The sequence below is a fragment of the Tropicimonas sp. S265A genome (assembly GCF_049800835.1).
Classification (GTDB): domain Bacteria; phylum Pseudomonadota; class Alphaproteobacteria; order Rhodobacterales; family Rhodobacteraceae; genus Dinoroseobacter.
In genome coordinates this window covers 113,799-129,399 of sequence record NZ_JBNAFU010000006.1, presented here as the reverse complement: position 1 = coordinate 129,399, position 15,601 = coordinate 113,799, and the positions used below count along the sequence as shown (strand labels likewise).

Genomic DNA, 15,601 nt, shown 5'->3' with positions numbered 1-15,601 from the left:
GCTCAGGCGTCAGCGATCGCGCTGGCGCTTTTCGTGATTGATATCGAACAGGAAGGCAGAGAGCTGGTCCGGCACTTCGAGCGTGTCCAGTTCAATCGTGGTCTGTTCGCCGCTCTCGCCGAAAATGATCCAACGGGCAAGGCGCAGGGGATTTTCCGCGAACTGCAAGGCGATTGTGCCGTATTCGGGGTTTTCGGGGTCCCGCGCCACGACCGTGGTGAACGCGCCGTCCCGGCGATGCCCCGTGATGATGTCGGACCCGGCCAGGTCCACCCGACGCGACAGCAGCACACTGAGCGGCGTGCGACGCAGCGGGTAGCTTTCAGGGGAGCTGTCCCCGCGCCCATCGAAAATGGCGACCGTGCCGCCTCCGACCATGACCAGCGCCTCCGCCGGAGGGTCATATTCGAACCGCGCGCGCCCGGGGCGCTTGAGGTACAGCGTGCCTTTGGACCGGCTGCCATCGGCATTGATCTGGGTAAAGCGCGCCTGGGCCTCGCCAAGCGTTTGCAGATAGGCCGATATTTGCGCCAGAGGGACGGGGTTGGCCACTGCGGGCAACGCGGGCAGAAGGGCCGTGCCCCCCAGCAGCGCGATCAGGGTGCGTCGTGTCATCATCATGGGGTGAACTTAGGCGCACCGGGGTCGCTATGCCATAGCAGGCCGCTCACCTGAGCGCGATACCGCGCCCGGGATTACACCGGCGCGGGTTGCGGCACATGCCCCGCCATCACCAGCGGTTTGCCGTTCTTCTCGTGCCGGAAGGCCAGGCGGCGTTGCTGTTTGCCACTGGGAATGAACCGTGCGCTGGAGGGTCGGCCGTGCCGCTGGAACAACTCGGGAAAAAGCGTGCGCAGTTCTTCCGCGGCCTCGGGTGACAACGCAGCCAAAGCGCCGGGGCCGGCATACAGGCTCTCGGTCGGGGCGCCATTGGCAAAGATCACCTCATGTCGATCGAAGACGAGGTGAAAGTAGGTGATCGGGATCCGAGCCTCTGTCGGGAAGATCCCCGGAAGCCCACAGAGTTTGCGGGCGGAGACCAGCGCCTGCGCCGTGCCGAACATCCGCTCCACAATGGGCGAGGCCACGAGCATGCGGTGTTGCGGCGACACACACAGATCCTGCGCGGGCAGGTTCGCACCAAGTGCGCCCGCGGTGATCATCACGGGCGTAAGGTTGGCGTTCGCCTCAAGCTCTGCCAAGGTCACCGCGCGGCTGAGCACCGCGCGTACAGGTTGCGCACCGTGATCCGAGGTCAGCACCAGATCGCCCTTGCGCAGATCCTCCACCAGGACCGGCCCGTTCGGCGTTGCGATCCGCGTGCCGGCGGTGAAACAGGAGACGAAGTCGACATAAGGGTTGTCTTGCAGATGGGACGTACGTTCCGTGTTGAACGTGTAAGACGTACCCGGCACCAGTTCGACCGTGGATGCGAGGCCATCCACAGCCCCCTGCTGGAACCCGTCACCGCCGAAGTGGAAACTGGTCACCTGGTGCCCGGAGACAGTATTGATCAGGTCATAGGCCGAGTTGATCGTGGTCCCTGCCGGGATGGTCGCACCGCCGAAACTGATGGTGCTGGCCACGTTTTGCGTGGCATCAACCTCGTCGAAGATGGTGTCATCGTCTGACACCTCGATCAGGGTGGGCGTCGCGTCGGGTTTCAGGGTCAGCGTAAACGGAGGCGTTCCCGCCGCCTGTGCGCCGGATTCCGCGGGCAGGCCTTCGACGAAGTCATCCGGGCTGTAGATAAACAAAAACGGCATACCACGTACCTATCTCAACTCACACAATACCGAACCCCGAAACATCCGAGGGCGGCAACCACTCTGTCCGGTTACGCCATGATGCGCGAAACTTCGCGAACGCTATGCCTGTTCCGGCACCAGGATCTCGCGTTTGCCGACGTGGTTCGCCGGGCTGACGAGGCCTTGTTCCTCCATCTGCTCCACGAGCCGCGCAGCCTTGTTGTACCCTATCGCCAGTTTACGTTGAATGTATGACGTCGAGCATTTGCGATCCTTGATCACGATCGCAACGGCCTGATCATAGAGCGCATCCTCGCCATCAGTGTTGCCGCCCAGACCGAGTACCAGGTCGATATCGCTTTCCTTGTCTTCGTCCGGCCCGTCGACCACACCGCCGATGTATTCTGCAGGACCGAATGATTTCAGGTGGTTGACGACCTCTTCGACTTCTTCATCCGACACGAAAGGTCCGTGAACGCGAGTGATGCGCGAGCCGCCCGCCATGTAAAGCATATCGCCCATGCCGAGCAGTTGTTCGGCGCCCATTTCCCCCAGAATCGTGCGGCTGTCGATCTTGGACGTGACCTGGAAAGAGATGCGCGTGGGGAAGTTTGCCTTAATTGTGCCCGTGATCACATCGACCGAGGGGCGCTGCGTGGCCATGATCAGGTGGATGCCCGAGGCCCGCGCCATCTGCGCAAGACGCTGGATGCAGGCCTCGATCTCCTTACCGGCGACCATCATCAGGTCAGCCATCTCGTCGACAATGACGACGATATACGGCAGCGCCTCGGGCACCGATTCCTCGGTCTCGAACACCGGATCGCCGGTTTCCTCGTCAAATCCGGTCTGGACGGTACGGGTGAACATCTCCCCTTTCGACAGCGCGTCGCGTACGCGGCCGTTGTAGCCTTCGATGTTGCGGACGCCCATCTTGGACATCTTGCGATAGCGTTCCTCCATCTCGCCCACGACCCATTTCAGGGCCACCACGGCCTTTTTGGGGTCGGTGACAACGGGGGACAAAAGATGCGGGATGCCGTCATAGACGCTGAGTTCCAGCATCTTGGGATCGATCATGATCAGGCGACATTCCTCGGGGGTAAGCTTGTAGAGCAGGCTCAGGATCATCGTGTTGATGGCCACCGACTTACCGGACCCCGTGGTCCCCGCGATCAGCAGGTGGGGCATCTTGGCGAGGTTCGCCACGACGGGTTCACCGCCAATATCTTTGCCCAGCGCAAGCGGCAGGCGCAGGTTGCTATCGCCGAAATCACGACCCGACAGGATCTCCCGCAGCACCACCTTTTCGCGCTGCGCGTTGGGCAGTTCGATCCCGATGACCGAGCGCCCCGGCACGGTGGACACACGGGCGGACAACGCCGACATGGACCGCGCGATGTCATCGGCCAAACCAATGACACGGGACGCCTTGAGGCCCGGAGCCGGTTCCAGTTCGTACATCGTCACCACGGGGCCCGGGCGGACCGAGACGATATCGCCCTTCACGCCGTAGTCATCGAGCACGGATTCGAGCATCCGGGCGTTTTCCTCCAACGCCTCATCGCTGAGGTGGTGGCGCTCGACCGTGTCGGCGCTTTCCAGCAGGGACAGGGGCGGGTGTTCATAGACATCCGCTTGCGTGGGTTGCAGTGGCAGGGCGGGTTGCGCCTCGGCCCGGGCCTGCCTTGACGGGGTCACGGCCTTGCGGACCGGATGCTGCACTACGGCCTTTGCCGCGGTGGCGGCAGGGGGGCGCTGAAACACCTGGGCCCGGTCCAGCGTGACCGGGGATACCGCGCCTGGCATGGCGTCGCCTTCCACGTCCACAGGGTCGATCAGCGCGTCTTCGTCAACCTCGTACCCGGCCGTCAACGGGGGTTCGGCTCGCACCAGTGGCGGCTCGGGCGGCAATCCGTCCACGGCGGCAGGCGCTGGTTGCTTGGGCAGCATCATGGACCGGCCCGCGACGCGGTCGCTGCGGCGCCGGATGGCCTGGGTAATCATCGATTGCACGCGCGCCTCGTCCGGATCGGGAACCTCTCCGGTCAGGGGATCAGGCTCCACCAGTTCCGGCTCCGGCATCTTGAGCGCACGGGCACGGACGCGGGCCAATAGCCCGGGTTTGGGGGCTGGTACGGCTGTCGTGTCATCGACCAGAGGGACAGCTTGCGGGTCATCCAGCACCGGATCGATCAACAGGTCGGCGCGGCGCACGCGGGGCGCTCCGGTCAGACTTGGTTCTGCGGTCAGGGTCGGGTCGCGCCGCGCACGGGAAGCCGCCACGGCACGCTCCGCTGCACGGGCCTTGCGGGCGTCCCACCCGGCCGCGCTGGCGGCCACGGCCTGGGTCTTGGCCCGACCCAGCAAGCGCAAGGTTGCCTCGTATACCTTCAGCAGCCCCACAAGCAGGAACACTCCGATGCGCGCCAGTTCGGGACGCGTGAACCCTGCGGAAAACAGGACGATGGCAACCATTACGACGCCCAGCATCAACGACACGAGTTTCAGGCTGACCCCAAGTCCCAGCGGCAAAATTCCCAGCAGTGCCCCGAGCACGGTGTCCCCAAAAAGGCCGCCGAGACCAAAGGAATGGCCCCAGGTCGCGCCCGGAACCAGTGTGGCGGCGTAAACGGCCGCCACGGCAACAGCGATGGGCGCAAAGATCAGACGCCCCACCAGACGCTCGGACCCGCGATGCAGAACGCAGCGCACGCCCCATGCAAGCAACACCGCAGGCAGCACCCAACCGCCGATACCGATGATGATATGCAAGGGGGCCGCAATGCCCGCGCCGGTGCGGCCCAGCCAATTCTGTGCCGGTGCGTCCGACGACGTCATCCAGCCCGGATCATCCGGGTTATAAGACCAAAGCGCCGCCGCCAGCAGCCCCGCGACCACCAGCAAGACCACGCCCAGCATCTCTCGCCCGCGTTTTTCCAGCGCGGCCTGTGTGGTCGTGTCCAGAAGAGGGTCTCGTTGCCGGGCCGGGTGATACGCCATACGCTCAGGTCCTTCAGCTATACAAACAGGCGGCGATCCGGGTCAGACCGCGCCGTACATCATCGGTGGGGGCGACAAGCGCCACGCGAATAAATCCATGTCCGGGGTTGCCGGTATCGGTGTCGCGTCCAAGGTACGCGCCGGGCAAGACGCGTACGCCGGTTTCCTGCCAGAGCCGCAGAGCCGCGGCCTCTCCGTCCTCGACGGGCAACCACAGGAAAAAACCTGCCTCCGGCGAAACGTAGCCGGGGACCTGCCCCAGAACTTCGTCCGCGATCTCGAATTTCTCGGCATAGAGGCGGCGGTTCTCGACCACATGCGCCTCGTCAGACCAGACCTTGGTGGCGACCGCCTGCAACGGGCCGGGCAATGGCGCCCCGGCGTAGGAGCGCAATTGTTTGATCTGCGCGATGGAGGCGGCATCCGTGGCCACGAACCCCGACCGCAGACCCGGCATGTTGGAGCGTTTCGAAAGCGAATGGAAGATCACCACGCGCCCGGGCGTCGCCCCGATTGCAGCGGCCACCTCCAGCGCGCCGGTCGGGCCGGTCTCGCCGCGGTAGATCTCCGAATAGCACTCGTCGGCGAAGATGCGGAAATCGTGCCGCTCAGCCAGCGTGATCAGCGCCTCCCAATAGGCGCGATCGGCGACGGCCCCTTGCGGGTTGGACGGGGAACACAGATACGCAACCGCGATCCGATCCAGCGTCGCGGCCTCCAGCGCGCTGTAGTCGGGCAGAAAGCCGGTATCCGCCGTGGCGTTCATGTACAAGACCTCGGCTCCGACGGCTTGGGCGGCCACGGCGTACACCTGATAGAACGGGTTCGGCACGGCCACCAGTGGACGCGCCCCGTTTTTGGTTTCGGGACAAAGCGCCAGCATCGCGTTAAAGAGCCCTTCGCGCGTGCCATTCAGCGCCATCACCTCGGTCGCCGGATCGAGTGTCACGCCGTAGCGCAGGCCAACCCAGTTGGTAATCGCCGTGCGCAGCGCGTCTGACCCCTCGTTCGGGGGATACTTGTTGAAGAGCCGCATCGCGTCGGCCAGATCATCCGCGATCCAGTCAGGAAAGGCGTGCTGCGGCTCACCGATGGTCATGGCAACTGGGTCGCCACCCGGCGCATGGGCGTCGAGCAGTCTCCGCAAACGCGGGAACGCATATTCCGGAAGCGACGCAAACCGCTCGGGAAAAACCATAATTGCCTCAAGTTTCGGGATCTTTTGCCCCTGTTGGCTGTCAGAATACCGCGCGGCGCGGCGCGGGTCCAACGAAAAGGACACCGCGCGCGGGGGATGTGGCTTTCGCGCCGCTTGGTTAAGACAGCACCTTTTCCATCGCTGCCCCAAGCCGCAACAGCCGGGCCTCGGCAAAGGCCGGGGCCAGCACCTGCAGACCACAGGCCGGGGTGCCGGTGGGCAGGCTTATCCCGCAGAGCCCCATCAGGTTGCCGATCCGGGTGTTGCGCAGCGCGAGCAGGTTTTCGGTGGTATAATATGCCTCGTCCGTCAGCAGGCGCGCACGGTCGGGGGGCAGAATGGGTGCGGTCGGGGTCAGAACCGCGTCGACCCCCGCGACCCGGGCGGCCCACTGCTTGCGCGCGCGATCAAGAGCGCGCCACGCGGCCACGTAAGCGGGTGCGCTGAAAGCCTGACCGCTGCGGAACCTCTCAAGGATCGGCGGGAACATCTTTTCGGGGGCGGCCTCGATCACCTCGGCCCAGGTGCCATAGGCCTCGGTGGCGAAAAGCACCCCGGACAGGGCCATCGCTTCGGCCACCTCGGGGGCGTCGATATGGCTGACATGCGCGCCAGCTTTGGCCAGCTTCGCCACGGCCTCGTCAAAGGCTGCGCGCGGGGTGTCGCGGATGTCGTCGAAAGCGACAGTATCGAGCACGGCAAGCCGTGCGCCCGCCAGTTGCGCCCCGCGCAAGTCGGGGGCTTTGGTGCCGGAAAGCGCACCGAGCAAAAGCGCTGCATCCGCGACACTGCGGCACAGGGGGCCCACCGTGTCGAATGCGCTGGCCAGCGGGACAGCGCCGCTGAGCGAAAGCAACCCATGGGTGGTTTTCAGCCCGACCAGATCGTTCCAGGCGGAGGGAATGCGGACCGACCCACCGGTATCTGATCCGATGCCGGCTGCCGCAAGATCGAACGCAACCGAGGCTGCCGCCCCGGAGGAGGACCCACCGGGCACCCAGTTCGCGTCATGGCGGTTGGGCGGCGTCGCTGTGACCGGGTTCAGGCCAATGCCCGAGAATGCCAGTTCCGACATATGCGTCTTGCCAAGGCACACCAGCCCTGCGCCGGACGCGTTTTGCAGCACTGCGGCGTCGGTGTCGGGCGTGCGGCCGGCAAGCAGTGCCGTGCCCGCCTCTGTCGCGACACCTGCCGTGTCGAACAGGTCTTTCCAACTGACCGGCACACCGTCGAGCGGGCTGCGGCGCAAGCCAAGCCGGGCGCGGTCACGCGCAGCGCGCGCTTCGGCGCGGGCGCGTTCAGGCGTGGTGCGCGCATAAATCTGATCCCTGTGCGGACAATCGTGGATCTTGCTCAGAAACGCCTCTGTCAGGTCAACCGGGTCGATGTTGCCCACCTCGATCCCGCGCCCAAGCGCTGCTGCGGTCTGGTCTGTGTCGTCTGTCATCCTGCCCCCAACCCGCCTGCGCGGGACGTTTCGCCGCGAGGCTAACGCGCGCGGACCCGATGGACAATCACCCGGACGCAGCCATATTCAGCCCCATGACACATGATGCGGACGTCCTGATTGTTGGCGGCGGGCTGAATGGCCCGGCCCTGGCCCTGTCGCTGGCGCAAGCCGGGATCACCAGTTGCGCGATCGATGCGCAGGCCGTGGGCGATCAAAGCGCCGCGACCTTTGACGGACGTGCCTATGCACTTGCGCTGGCATCCCAAAGGATGCTTGCCGCACTTGGGCTGTGGGACGGTCTGGAGGATCACGCCCAGCCGATGCTGGAGATCAAGGTCAGCGATGGTCGCGCGGGCGAAGGGGCTGGACCGTTCCGGCTGCATTTCGACCATGCCGAAATCGAAGAAGGCCCAATGGGTTTCATGATGGAGGATCGCTATCTGCGCCGAGCATTGCTCGCGGCAATGGCCGATGCCGGCCAGATCATGCACCGCCCCGAAACCCGGGTCATGGCACAGGAGATCGACGCAACGGGCGTGACCCTGAGCCTTGATCGGGGCGAAACCCTGCGCGGGCGGCTGCTTGTTGGCTGCGATGGCCGGGGGAGTGGAACTGCGGAGCGCGCAGGCATCACGCGGACCGGTTGGGGCTACGGGCAGACCGCGCTGGTGTCGGCCATTGCACACGAATTGCCCCATAGTGGCATCGCGCATCAGTTTTTCATGCCCGGTGGGCCGCTCGCGATCCTGCCGCTGCCGGGCAACCGATCGTCCATCGTGTGGTCCGAGCGCGATAGCGAAGCTGCGCGCATCGCGGCGTTGGACGATGCTGGGTATCTTGAGGCGCTGCGGCCGGCCTTTGGCGATTTTCTCGGTGAAATCTCGCTTGCAGGGGCACGGTTCACCTATCCGCTGAACCTGACGCTGGCGAACAAACTGGTGGCCCCGCGCCTTGCGCTGGTGGGTGATGCCGCACACGGTGTGCATCCGATCGCCGGTCAGGGCTTGAACCTTGGCCTGCGGGATGTCGGCGCGTTGGCGGAAGTGTTGGCGGACGCTGCGCGGCGCGGCGAGGATATCGCGGCGATCGACGTGCTGGAGCGCTACGGGCGCTGGCGGCGGTTCGACACCGCCACGCTGGCCGTGGCGACCGATGCGTTCAACCGGCTTTTTTCCAACGACAACCCGGTCCTGCGTGCGGGGCGTGACATCGGCATGGGGATCATCAATGCCCTGCCCGGCGCGCGGCGACGCTTCATCCGCGAGGCCGCCGGATTGACCGGCGACGTGCCCCGGTTGCTTCAGGGCAAGGCACTTTAGCACCTGATGACCGTCCCGGCCCGGGGCTGTTCACGGCTTTTGGTTCAATCGTGATTGGTGACGGCACGTATTCCAGCAGACACTGACGACGCGCCGTGCAACAGCGCGCGCGCCGCGTTGGCCCGATGCACCGGGTCAGGTCATCTGGAAAGGACCGGTCATGGCTTGTGCCTTACTCCGTACGCCCCGCCTTTTTTGGCTTTTGTCAGTATTGATGATGTCCGTGATCTGGGTCCACACGGCCCGCGCGCAGGACACCCAGCCCCTGCCCGCGCATGTGATTGATGCGTTCGGCACCCCGCCAGACGTTCCTGAGGGCCCTTTGCCGGAAAATGTTGCGGCCGCCGTGCGCGCGATCGTCGTGGACGGTGTCGCAAATTCAACCTGGGGCCGGGATCAAACCATCGCGCTGGGAGAGATCGCAGCGTCCGGCGACCCGCGGCTGGCTTGGATCATCAGCGATCTGATGCGCTTCGGCTCCGGGTCGCAATTGGCCGCGAAGTTGACGGGTGCGGCCTCGGACCTGTTGGGCAAGGAGATCGGCCCCCGCAATCATTGGGGGGTGACCACTGATCATCTGATAGCATGGCGCATCCCGGCGCCGCCCGATTACCTGGACGCCAAGCGGACCATCTTCACCAGCATCGTGCCCGGCTGGGAAAGGATCTTTGTCGAAGGCGATATCGATTGGAGGCTCGTGTCCTGGGGCGGTGTGCTGATCGATGATCGCCCCTATGACACCACCGACGACGCATGCAATTGCATTCCCGCCGCCGACAACCCCGAGGTCAGCAGCGCCGAGGACGCCACATGGCTGAAGGATGACGACATCGTCTTCGGGATCGAGGTAAATGGCGAAGCCCGGGCCTATCCGCGCCGCATCATGGAGGTGCGCGAAATGGTGAACGACACCTTAGGCGGGCGCGATCTGGGGATCCCGTATTGCACGCTATGCGGCGCGGCGCAGGCGTATTTCACCGACCGGATGCCTGCAGGAGTCGATCGCCCGGTTCTGCGCACTTCGGGGCTTCTGATCCGGTCCAACAAGGTGATGTACGATATCACGACCTACTCGGTGTTCGACACGTTTCTCGGCAAGGCGGTCACGGGACCTCTGGCGGAGAAGGGCGTTCAGCTTGAACAGGCCTCTGTCGTGACGAGTACGTGGGGAGCATGGAAAGAGGCACATCCCGAAACCACGGTTCTGGTCGAAGCGCTGGCGCTTGGGCGAGATTTCGATTTTCGCAACGGGCGAGATGCAGATGGCCCCATTTTCCCCGTTGGCGATGTCGATCCGCGCCTCCCGGTCCACGAGGATATCATCGGGGTGGTGGCTGCCTCTGGCACTCCGGTGGCGTTTCCGCGCAGCACGGCATTTGTGGCGCTGAAGGCAGGTCGTGAGGTGACTTTCGAAAACGTGCGCCTGACGCTGGACGCGGGCGGGATAAAGGCCGTCGATGCGACCGGGGCCGATCTTGGCAGCCATCAGGCGTTCTGGTTTGCCTGGTCGCAGTTCCACCCCGGCACCGCGTTGTGGCAGGGATAGCCCGAGACCTCTGTGCTTAATCCAGTTTGCGGGCTTCGTCCGCGATCATGATCGGGATGCCGTTGCGGATCGGAAAGGCCAGGTGTGCCGCGCGCGAAATCAGCTCGCCCGCCTCCGCATCATAGCTCAGCGGCGCATGGGTCACCGGACAGACCAGCGCCTCCAGCATGCGACGGTCATGGGCCGGCGTGTCGGGCGTGGACTTGTCCTCGGTCATTGGAGCATTTCCTCGTTCGCGCCCCCCCGCAGGGCGAACTCGATCAGCGTGACCAGCGTTTCGCGGCGCGTGGACAGCGACGGAGCCTCCAGAAGTGCCTGTTTGTCTTCCGGCTCGAACGGGCACAGCATCGAGAGCGAGTTGATCAGCAACTCGTCTTCGGCCTCTTGCAAGCTGTCCCAGTCAGTGCGCATTTCCTCTGCCTCGAAAAACCTTTTGAGCAGCTTGAGGAACGTCTTGCGATCAAATCCACTGTCTTTCTCTGCCGGGCCCTGGTCCCTGTCGAAGCCTGCCCAATCCACGTCCGCCTTGAGGTAGGGCGTGAACCCCGAGACCTCTCGATTGATGCGGTATCGGGACACTCCGGCAAGCGTGATCATGTAGCGACCATCCTCGGTTTCGGAGAACGCCGTGACCCGGCCCGCACAGCCGATGGTGTGCAGGCGTCGATCGGCGGACCCTGGCACCTCTCGCGGCTGAACCATTCCGATCAGGCGGTGCTGGGTCTTGAGCGCATCGTCGAGCATGGCCAGATAACGCGGCTCGAATATATGCAGTGGCAGACGCGCACGGGGCAACAGAAGCGCCCCGGGCAGGGGAAACACGGGAATTGTTTCCGGCAGGTCGGCGGTGGCGATTTTCATGACAGAACAGCTAGCCCGTTGCCGCGCTCAGGCAAAGATGATCGAAGACAACTTCCGCCGACCGTTCAGCGCCACCGGATCTTGTGGGCCCAGCGCGTCAAATATTGTGAAGAGCTGGGCCTTGGCGGCCCCCTCGTTCCATTCCTGATCCTTACGGAAAAGTTCAAGCAAAGTGTCGACCGCTTCCTGCACCTCGCCGCTGGCATGAAGCGCCTGCGCGAGGTCGAACCGGGCTTGCAGATTGTCCGGGTCCGCCTCGACCTGCGCGCGCAATTCGGCGACCGGACCGGCATCAGCCGCCTGGCGGAACAGTTCCAGTTGGGCGCGGGCGGCTTCGACTTCCGGCGCGGTGGCAATGGCGGGCGGGGCGTTGTTCAACAACGCTTCGGCCTGATCTGCCGTGCCCAGTTCGATATGGGCACGGGCCAGACCGCCCAATGCAGCCGCGTTCTCGGGCTCCTCGCCAAGCACGGCGGCAAAAATCTGGGCGGCATCGTCGAATGCGCCTTCGGTCATCATGGTCTCGGCGGCCTCGACCGCTTCCGCCAACCCGCCGTCACCGGACAGGGCCGCGAGCTTGTTTACAAACTCGGTGATCTGGCTTTGCGGAACCGCGCCCTGAAACATATCGACCGGGCGGCCCTCGAAGAACCCGACAACGGTCGGGATCGACTGCAATGGCAAGCCTTGCTGCGCGAGGGCCCCGGCGAGACGCTGTTCTGCGTCCACGTCGATCTTGACCATGCGCACCTTGCCCTTGGCCGCCTTGACCGCATCTTCCAGCATAGGGCCCAAGGTCTTGCACGGCCCGCACCACGTTGCCCAGAAATCGACGATCACCGGCACGGTCTGGCTCATTTCCACCACGTCGGCCATAAATGTCGCCTCGGTGCCGTCCTTGATCAGGTCGGTCATCGCGGGGGCCGCATCGGCCTGTCCAAATTCGAGCATCGGTTCCCTCATTTCTCGCTTAGCCCTTATATGGAAGCTGCGAGGTGCAGAGCCAAGGGGCATGAAGCCTACCAAGCGCTTTGGAGGATTGGGAATGGGCCTTTTTCGCAGTGCTGAACGATTGATGGGCATGACGGACGCATCCTGGGCGCGTCATGCCAATCCGTGGAGTGGCTATTCGCGGTTTATCGTTCTGCCATTGCTGGTGATGGCGATCTGGGCTCGGATCTGGCTGGGATGGTACGCGCTGGTGCCTGTGGTCCTGTGCCTTGCCTGGGCATGGATCAATCCACGCGCCTTTCCACCGCCCGCCACCACCGCAGCCTGGGCCACGCAAGGCGTGCTCGGCGAGCGGGCTTTCCTGAACCGCAAGCAGGTTCCGATCCCGAAACACCATGAAACATGGGCCTATTGGCTGACGGCCCTCTCTGCGGCCGGCTTGCCGCCCTTGGTGTGGGGTCTGTGGGTTTTCGACCCAAGTTGGACCTTGCTCGGCCTTGTCCTGACAATGGGTGGCAAGATCTGGTTCGTGGACCGCATGGCGTGGCTCTGGGCCGACATGAAGGCCGCCGATCCCACCTACGAAGCATGGGAGCGCGGCGCGTTTACCTAGAGGTCAAAGGTCGCGAAAACAGGTGCGTGATCCGACGGTTGTGTCCAGCCACGCGCTTCGCGCAGCACGCGTGAGCCATGACCCGACGCCGCGATATCAGACGATGCCCAGATGTGATCGAGCCTGCGACCCTTGTCAGCGGCGTCCCAATCGCGCGCGCGATAGGACCACCACGAATAAAGTTGGCCCTCGGGGATATCCGCGCGGGTGACGTCCACCCATCCGCCTGCCTCCTGCGCGTCGGTCAAGTGGTCAACCTCGATCGGTGTGTGGCTGACCACCTTCAGCAGCTGCTTGTGAGACCAGACATCATCCTCCCGCGGGGCAATGTTCAGGTCGCCAACGAGGATGGAGCGTTCGGGACGGCTGTCACGAAACCAGTCGCGCATCTCTGTCAGGAAATCGAGCTTGTGGCCAAACTTCTCGTTCACGTTGCGGTCGGCCACGTCCCCGCCCGCGGGGATGTAGTAGTTGTGGACAGTCACGCCGTTCTCCAGCGTGGCGGCCACGTGGCGCGTATCCCCCTTGCCGCAGAAATCCCGGTGGCCCGCATCGATCAGCGGAAGCCGCGACAGGATGGCGACGCCGTTGTAGCCCTTCTGCCCGCGGGCAACCATGTGGCCGTAGCCAGCCGCCGCGAACACGTCCAGCGGGATCTTCTTTACCGGGCTCTTGCACTCTTGGAGGCACAGGACGTCCGGCGCCTCCTCCGTCAGCAGCTTCTCGACGAGACCGGCGCGCAAGCGCACGGAATTTATGTTCCATGTGGCAAGTGTAAATGACATGTGGCTCCCCCGTGAGAGCCGATCCTAGGGTATGCACGCGGTCATGACCAGCCGCGATCACCCGCGCACGATCAACCGGGTGGACAGCCGGATGCGCGGCGCGAGCCAGCGCAGGACATCAGGCGGCAGTGCAATGCAGCCTTCAGTGGGCTTGCCCGGCGCGCGCCAGCGGTGAATGAAAATGGCAGAACCAGCGCCCTTGCGCGCTCGCGGCCAGTTCCAGTCGGTCAGGATCACCAGATCATAGAGCGGGTCGGCGCGCCACAAACGCTCATGCCCGAAGGGATGAGGGCGGGTGACGATCAGGTTGTAGTCGGGGTCTTTGGGATCATCCGACCAGCCATCACGCGGCCGGATCGGCAGGGCCCAGTTTGCAGGGCGCGCCAAGCGGTCGGGACGGTAGAGCATTCCGATCAGCCGGTGCGTGCCCAAAGGTGTTGCCCCGTCGCCTTCGCGCTTGTCGGCTCGCAGGCCCCCGCGCCCGATGGTGCAGGGCAACCTTGTGTTCTGGAACCAGAGGCCCTGCGGGCTCAGGATCAGATCGTCCGCGTTCATTTAACCGGCTGCGGCGGCAGGTCTTCGAAACACGGCAAGCCCTCGGCCACCACGTGAAACGGCTGGATGTCCTTGGTGAAGATCGCCAGTTGCGAGGCCCCGTAATCGCGCGCCGGATCATCGAGCGTCCCGACCTTGACGATGACCAAGGGCCGCCCCGGCAACAGCGTCGTCAGATGCGTCCCGCAGGTGCCGCAGAACTGCCGCGTGCGCGGTTTTTCAAGATCGGACCGTGTGAAGGTCTTGGGCGTACCCTGGGTGATGGCAAACCCGTCTTCAGGCACGGCCATGAAGAAATTCGGACCTCCGCCGGTGATATACTGGCATTCGCGGCAATGGCATTGTGCCTTCATCACAGGCGTTTCGGTGATCTCGTAGCGGACCTCTCCGCAATAGCAGTGACCGTTCATGGCGCGTCCTCCCTCGGGGTGCAGGCTAGAGCAGATGGCCCGACTTTGCGGCCTTGGTGGCCAGATAGGCGGCGTTCTGCGGTGTTTGCCCGACCTTGAGCGGCACCCTTTCCGCAACATCAATCCCGCACCCCTGCATCATCGCGACCTTTGCCGGGTTGTTGGTCATCAACCGCACCGAGGAGAACCCGAGGCGGCGCAGGATCTCTGCCCCGATGCGGAAGTCCCGTTCGTCGTCCTCGAACCCCAGCCGGTGGTTTGCCTCCACCGTATCGAACCCCTGGTCCTGCAAGGCATAGGCGCGCATCTTGTTGGCCAGACCGATCCCGCGCCCCTCCTGATTGAGGTACAGGAGCACCCCTGCCCCTTCTGCCCCCATCTGCGCCAGCGCGCCGCGCAATTGTGGGCCGCAGTCGCACTTCAGGCTGCCCAGTAGATCGCCGGTGAAACAGGCCGAGTGCAGACGGGTCAGAACTGGGGCATCCCGGGGCGGCGCGCCAATTTCAACCGCGTAATGCTCCTCGCCCCCGTCCTCGGGACGAAAGACGTGGACACGCCCGGCCTCCGACACGGTGAGCGGAACGCGCGCAGCCACAACCGGATGCAACACCGGCATATGACCCAGATGATCGGCGATCCGGTCCAGATCAAGCGCGGTCAGGTCATGGGACGCGGCAAAGCCCGGCGGTACATCGAGGAACAGCACGGCAGGCATCAGCCGCGCATCCTTCGCCAGTTGCAAAGCAGCGCGCACAAGTCGGACATCACCACCCCGCGCCATCCGGAACGGCCCCTTCAGCGGGGTGCTCAGATCGTCCTTGGGGTCCGCGACCGCCCGGACCCAAGCGCAATCGGCATCCCCGGGCAGCGCGATACGGGCCAGATCCCCGTCATAGGCCGCCGCCTTCAAAGTTTCCGCCCGGCGCGCGGTGATGGCCAAGTGCGGGGTTGCCCCCAGCGCGCGCAGCGCGGCAAAGCGATCCGGTGAAAGGGTCTCTGCCGCCAGCGCCAGAACGGTCTGGTCGCCCGAAAGCAGCACCACCGGCAGCCCCATGCGCAGGTCCGCGCGGGCGCGCGCAAGCTTTTCGACCGGATCAGGGCGCAGCGGCATCGGCAAACCTTGTAACATCTCAGGCCTATCCCATAGCCCGGAGGGCCGGAA

The 15,601-nt window shown here is 64.5% G+C and carries 15 protein-coding genes; 3 read left to right on the top strand and 12 right to left on the bottom strand.

Annotated elements, in window-relative coordinates; genetic code table 11:
* Positions 1-9: 9 nt before the first annotated feature.
* From ACP15N_RS14870 to ACP15N_RS14850, 5 genes are all read right to left on the bottom strand, one after another.
* A complete protein-coding gene (locus ACP15N_RS14870) occupies positions 10-615 on the bottom strand; it encodes a LolA family protein (protein WP_425093108.1) in 606 nt (201 codons plus the stop codon).
* Positions 616-695: 80 nt separating this feature from the next.
* Positions 696-1,766: a Hint domain-containing protein gene (locus ACP15N_RS14865; RefSeq protein WP_425093107.1), complete on the bottom strand. Its 1,071-nt coding sequence runs from the start codon at positions 1,764-1,766 to the stop codon at positions 696-698.
* Positions 1,767-1,868: 102 nt separating this feature from the next.
* Positions 1,869-4,751 carry a DNA translocase FtsK 4TM domain-containing protein gene (locus tag ACP15N_RS14860; RefSeq protein WP_425093106.1) on the bottom strand — a complete coding sequence of 961 codons (2,883 nt, stop codon included), beginning with the start codon at positions 4,749-4,751 and terminating at the stop codon, positions 1,869-1,871.
* Positions 4,752-4,764: 13 nt separating this feature from the next.
* Positions 4,765-5,949: an aminotransferase class I/II-fold pyridoxal phosphate-dependent enzyme gene (locus ACP15N_RS14855; protein WP_425093209.1), complete on the bottom strand. Its 1,185-nt coding sequence runs from the start codon at positions 5,947-5,949 to the stop codon at positions 4,765-4,767.
* Between the two features lie 118 nt (positions 5,950-6,067).
* Complete coding sequence (locus tag ACP15N_RS14850; RefSeq protein WP_425093105.1) at positions 6,068-7,396, bottom strand: amidase; 1,329 nt, start codon at positions 7,394-7,396, stop codon at positions 6,068-6,070.
* 59 nt (positions 7,397-7,455) lie between these two features.
* On the opposite strand from ACP15N_RS14850, the gene ACP15N_RS14845 reads away from it, so the two are divergent.
* A complete protein-coding gene (locus tag ACP15N_RS14845; RefSeq protein ID WP_425093104.1) occupies positions 7,456-8,718 on the top strand; it encodes an FAD-dependent monooxygenase in 1,263 nt (420 codons plus the stop codon).
* A gap of 217 nt (positions 8,719-8,935) precedes the next feature.
* Positions 8,936-10,264, top strand: coding sequence for a DUF3179 domain-containing (seleno)protein (locus ACP15N_RS14840; RefSeq protein WP_425093103.1), 1,329 nt, complete (start codon positions 8,936-8,938; stop codon positions 10,262-10,264).
* 16 nt (positions 10,265-10,280) lie between these two features.
* On the opposite strand, the gene ACP15N_RS14835 is transcribed toward ACP15N_RS14840, so the two are convergent.
* The 3 genes from ACP15N_RS14835 to ACP15N_RS14825 are packed head-to-tail and all read right to left on the bottom strand — an operon-like array spanning position 10,281 to position 12,076.
* The gene (locus tag ACP15N_RS14835; RefSeq protein ID WP_425093102.1) at positions 10,281-10,481 is read right to left on the bottom strand and encodes a Trm112 family protein; all 201 of its coding nucleotides are present in this window, start codon (positions 10,479-10,481) and stop codon (positions 10,281-10,283) included.
* The gene (locus tag ACP15N_RS14830; RefSeq protein WP_425093101.1) at positions 10,478-11,125 is read right to left on the bottom strand and encodes an LON peptidase substrate-binding domain-containing protein; all 648 of its coding nucleotides are present in this window, start codon (positions 11,123-11,125) and stop codon (positions 10,478-10,480) included. The genes ACP15N_RS14835 and ACP15N_RS14830 overlap by 4 nt, the downstream gene beginning before the upstream one ends.
* Positions 11,126-11,152: 27 nt before the next feature.
* Positions 11,153-12,076 carry a tetratricopeptide repeat protein gene (locus ACP15N_RS14825; protein WP_425093100.1) on the bottom strand — a complete coding sequence of 308 codons (924 nt, stop codon included), beginning with the start codon at positions 12,074-12,076 and terminating at the stop codon, positions 11,153-11,155.
* Between the two features lie 94 nt (positions 12,077-12,170).
* Between ACP15N_RS14825 and ACP15N_RS14820 the strand changes: the two genes are divergently transcribed.
* The gene (locus ACP15N_RS14820) at positions 12,171-12,689 is read left to right on the top strand and encodes a DUF6653 family protein (RefSeq protein ID WP_425093099.1); all 519 of its coding nucleotides are present in this window, start codon (positions 12,171-12,173) and stop codon (positions 12,687-12,689) included.
* Here the strand turns inward: ACP15N_RS14820 and ACP15N_RS14815 are convergent.
* Genes ACP15N_RS14815 through ribA form a run of 4 tightly spaced genes read right to left on the bottom strand, consistent with a single transcriptional unit; the run spans position 12,686 to position 15,550 of the window.
* Positions 12,686-13,474 carry an exodeoxyribonuclease III gene (locus ACP15N_RS14815; RefSeq protein WP_425093098.1) on the bottom strand — a complete coding sequence of 263 codons (789 nt, stop codon included), beginning with the start codon at positions 13,472-13,474 and terminating at the stop codon, positions 12,686-12,688. The two genes, ACP15N_RS14820 and ACP15N_RS14815, sit on opposite strands and share 4 nt — an antisense overlap.
* Positions 13,475-13,531: 57 nt before the next feature.
* Positions 13,532-14,029, bottom strand: a complete 498-nt coding sequence (locus ACP15N_RS14810) for a L,D-transpeptidase family protein (protein ID WP_425093097.1) — start codon at positions 14,027-14,029, stop codon at positions 13,532-13,534.
* A complete protein-coding gene (locus ACP15N_RS14805) occupies positions 14,026-14,439 on the bottom strand; it encodes a GFA family protein (RefSeq protein ID WP_425093096.1) in 414 nt (137 codons plus the stop codon). Before ACP15N_RS14805 ends, ACP15N_RS14810 begins: the two co-directional genes overlap by 4 nt.
* A gap of 25 nt (positions 14,440-14,464) precedes the next feature.
* Positions 14,465-15,550, bottom strand: a complete 1,086-nt coding sequence (ribA, locus tag ACP15N_RS14800; protein ID WP_425093095.1) for a GTP cyclohydrolase II — start codon at positions 15,548-15,550, stop codon at positions 14,465-14,467.
* Between the last annotated feature and the right edge of the window lie 51 nt (positions 15,551-15,601).

What these genes read in the sequence shown, in the direction of transcription:
- ACP15N_RS14870 (WP_425093108.1), bottom strand. Translation starts at nt 615, where the DNA reads ATGACACGACGCACCCTGATCGCGCTGCTGGGGGGCACGGCCCTTCTG.
- ACP15N_RS14865 (WP_425093107.1), bottom strand. Translation starts at nt 1,766, where the DNA reads ATGCCGTTTTTGTTTATCTACAGCCCGGATGACTTCGTCGAAGGCCTG.
- ACP15N_RS14860 (WP_425093106.1), bottom strand. Translation starts at nt 4,751, where the DNA reads ATGGCGTATCACCCGGCCCGGCAACGAGACCCTCTTCTGGACACGACC.
- ACP15N_RS14855 (WP_425093209.1), bottom strand. Translation starts at nt 5,949, where the DNA reads ATGGTTTTTCCCGAGCGGTTTGCGTCGCTTCCGGAATATGCGTTCCCG.
- ACP15N_RS14850 (WP_425093105.1), bottom strand. Translation starts at nt 7,396, where the DNA reads ATGACAGACGACACAGACCAGACCGCAGCAGCGCTTGGGCGCGGGATC.
- ACP15N_RS14845 (WP_425093104.1), top strand. Translation starts at nt 7,456, where the DNA reads ATGGACAATCACCCGGACGCAGCCATATTCAGCCCCATGACACATGAT.
- ACP15N_RS14840 (WP_425093103.1), top strand. Translation starts at nt 8,936, where the DNA reads ATGTCCGTGATCTGGGTCCACACGGCCCGCGCGCAGGACACCCAGCCC.
- ACP15N_RS14835 (WP_425093102.1), bottom strand. Translation starts at nt 10,481, where the DNA reads ATGACCGAGGACAAGTCCACGCCCGACACGCCGGCCCATGACCGTCGC.
- ACP15N_RS14830 (WP_425093101.1), bottom strand. Translation starts at nt 11,125, where the DNA reads ATGAAAATCGCCACCGCCGACCTGCCGGAAACAATTCCCGTGTTTCCC.
- ACP15N_RS14825 (WP_425093100.1), bottom strand. Translation starts at nt 12,076, where the DNA reads ATGCTCGAATTTGGACAGGCCGATGCGGCCCCCGCGATGACCGACCTG.
- ACP15N_RS14820 (WP_425093099.1), top strand. Translation starts at nt 12,171, where the DNA reads ATGGGCCTTTTTCGCAGTGCTGAACGATTGATGGGCATGACGGACGCA.
- ACP15N_RS14815 (WP_425093098.1), bottom strand. Translation starts at nt 13,474, where the DNA reads ATGTCATTTACACTTGCCACATGGAACATAAATTCCGTGCGCTTGCGC.
- ACP15N_RS14810 (WP_425093097.1), bottom strand. Translation starts at nt 14,029, where the DNA reads ATGAACGCGGACGATCTGATCCTGAGCCCGCAGGGCCTCTGGTTCCAG.
- ACP15N_RS14805 (WP_425093096.1), bottom strand. Translation starts at nt 14,439, where the DNA reads ATGAACGGTCACTGCTATTGCGGAGAGGTCCGCTACGAGATCACCGAA.
- ribA (WP_425093095.1), bottom strand. Translation starts at nt 15,550, where the DNA reads ATGCCGCTGCGCCCTGATCCGGTCGAAAAGCTTGCGCGCGCCCGCGCG.